At 51.2% G+C, this 2,736-nt stretch carries 1 protein-coding gene; it reads right to left on the reverse strand.

Going from position 1 to position 2,736, the window contains the following annotated elements:
* Window positions 1-472 precede the first annotated feature (472 nt).
* The gene (locus Q0072_RS00210; protein ID WP_298324054.1) at window positions 473-2,350 is read right to left on the reverse strand and encodes an ATP-binding protein; all 1,878 of its coding nucleotides are present in this window, start codon (window positions 2,348-2,350) and stop codon (window positions 473-475) included.
* Between the last annotated feature and the right edge of the window lie 386 nt (window positions 2,351-2,736).

Here is a 2,736-nt window from a genome sequence, read left to right on the forward strand (position 1 = left end):
CTGCGCGGCCCCTTGCCGCAAGATGGCTGCCATCCGTGGCGACAGGGTCAAGCCTTCAACGGCACTGATCTTCTCACCAAGTTCGCTGGTGAGGACAAACCGACCGGACTGGACGGCGCGTTGAAGGTCTTGGCGATCGGTTTTCATGGATGAATTGTATCACGGCTGGGGAGCGACAGCGACAGCTGTCCAGAAGGTCGGCGCGTAAAGGGACTGCGGTTGAGGGGCGGTTGAGCCGGATGCAGCCGGAAGCGGATGGGCGGGTTTCTGTTAGGTGGCCGAGAACGCGGCTGAATTCTGGGTGCCCGTCAAATCTCCGTTTGACGGACAGGGGGACGATTTTGGGGTTTGCGCTCCACTGTGGTCATTCTGAAGGTTGCGGATAGTTCCCGATAGAGGACCTTTGCCTGAACAAATGCGGCGGTGGTTGCGGATCACACGAGTCTAGTAAATTGGCTTTTGGGCCAAGCGTTCACTGGTCCGGAGCAAAAACAGCTGGAGGTACTGCAGTCACCGGTGCGCATTGGGCTATGTTAAATCTCAGCACCTCCTCAAAGACACGATTACGTGCCCTGGCATCCATAATGAGCGTGGCCGCAGGCATCACATAAAGATGCAAAGGAATATCATTTTTCGATCCAATTGGGAAATCATTATATACCACTCTCTCATTTAGAGAGAATACGTCCTTGAATCCAGTACTCTTCATATCTCTGTAAAACTCATCATCGATTTCGACGATAGAAAATGCAAACGCCTCTCGGACTGTATCAATTCGGTCGATCAGTTCGCTGGCATAGAGACGGCATTGCACTAGTGCCTTGTTGTTTTCGAAAATGTCGGCACCAGGCTTCTTAAACTCGATGATAACGAGTTTATTGGGTCGGCCATTGTTATCCTTAGAAAAGAAAGCCGCTACATCAGGCTTCCTATGTTGCTTTGACTCTGTCTCGACGCCGACCTCACGGACAATTTTGGCTAGTGTCTCATCACTATAGATGCTGGAGTAGGAAAGAAACTTGTCATCCACAAGCCAGATATTGTTCTCACGTATGTCTTTCCCACTACTATGCTTTTTTATAATCGTGTTGTGGAGGACGTCCTCAGCTGACTCGCGCGGCATCTTAGCTAACGAGTCAATAACCAATGCTCGATGGACAATGAAGCGGGCCAAGTCGTCGCCAGCGAGATGGGAGATATCGTCGAAATTGACCTTGCGGCCCTCTACCAAATCTTCAACAAGTCGGTCTTCACGCCGTGCCTGTTGTGCCCGGTATGTTTTGACGATCTCATCAGCGTCCAGCATTGCTGCATCCCCATTCAGAGAACTGAAGGTGATGAAAGGATAATATTTCTTAAGCTTCTCAATATTGGAAGCTTTGAACGTATTGATTTCACCTTCTGCCACCTCGTTGATCATGGCCAGACATTCGTCGTGGATACGCGGCATAAGCATGTCGCGGCTAATTGGTGACACGAGATCGGTATCGGAGGCGGTTTTGGGAATTTCGAGTTTTTGGCGCTCGATATTGGAGCTGCGATTCAGATAGGTCGAAGTGATCGATATTAGATAGCGGCAGGTATCGAACCTCCTGCTGATCTGATACTCCTCAACGCACAGTTGGTCGGCGCATAGCATCGCGACTATCCCCTTCCGAGGGGCTTCCTCACGGAAGAGATAACACTCGAAAGTCTGACCACTGACTTCAAACGATCGGGTCTTCAGCGCCTCTATTTTTTCGGCCGAGAAAATATACGTTTCTGGAAATGGCTGCTGTGAATTGTGGGTAAAGGTGATCGATATGATCTGCCCTGCCTGCTTCTTCAGAAATAACAAGAGGCGGAGGTCGTCGCACATCGAGTTGACGAGCTTTGCGACCTGCGTGTTGATCTTTTCCTTCGGCTCGGAGATCGTTATCGTTGTCTCCGGGGCACCCGAAATTTCAGTCGATTTTACATCTTCTAGCTTAAATTCGGGGGTATAACAGAATTCGACAAGATGTGCGGACAGCTGGCTTCTTATCTCTACGCGATTGGCATACTTCAGGAAAGCAAGGCGCCCGACACCCTTGCCGCCGATATCATCTTTATGGCCCGTACAGATTTCGTCGAAATAGCTGAGATTATCCTGAGTGAACCCTTCACCATTGTCGGAAATGATGATCCGGTCGAGGACGTTGCGTTCCTCGTCGCCAAACAAGCCGGACTGTTTCTCAAACCGGAGTTCAACAGAAATCTTGTTCGCGCCAGCTTGGATCGAATTGGTGACTCCCTCACGGATCACGTCCCGTGCCGTTACGCCACCTTTGTAATGTTCTGCGATGAACTTCTTGAGATTGATCCGTGCCATGATGACTATCGAGTTAGTCAGCCTTGGGCTGACAAATGTACCATAACACCGACAATGCCATAGAGCGTAACGGCTTGCCAGCCCACCCTAACGGCGGCGGCGCTAAACCATATAGTCGAACCCACCAATCCGCAATCGACCCCATCCCGGCCTTCCGCTGGCATAAAGTTCCGTCCGACTAACCGTCGTTTGGCGGTCAACATGGCGGCTGTCCGGAAACTGGCAACTGCGATGTCAATCCGGATGAACTGTTTGTCGGACGACTTTCCGGACAAGGCAGTTGACGAAATGCCCGCTGATAAGACGGTCACCGAAACAGCCGAACGACCACATTGAGGCGCAAAGCCGCCCCCCACCCTTGACCCACCCAACCCCGGTCTACACCA

Source organism: Asticcacaulis sp., assembly GCF_027484505.1.
Classification (GTDB): Bacteria; Pseudomonadota; Alphaproteobacteria; order Caulobacterales; family Caulobacteraceae; genus Asticcacaulis.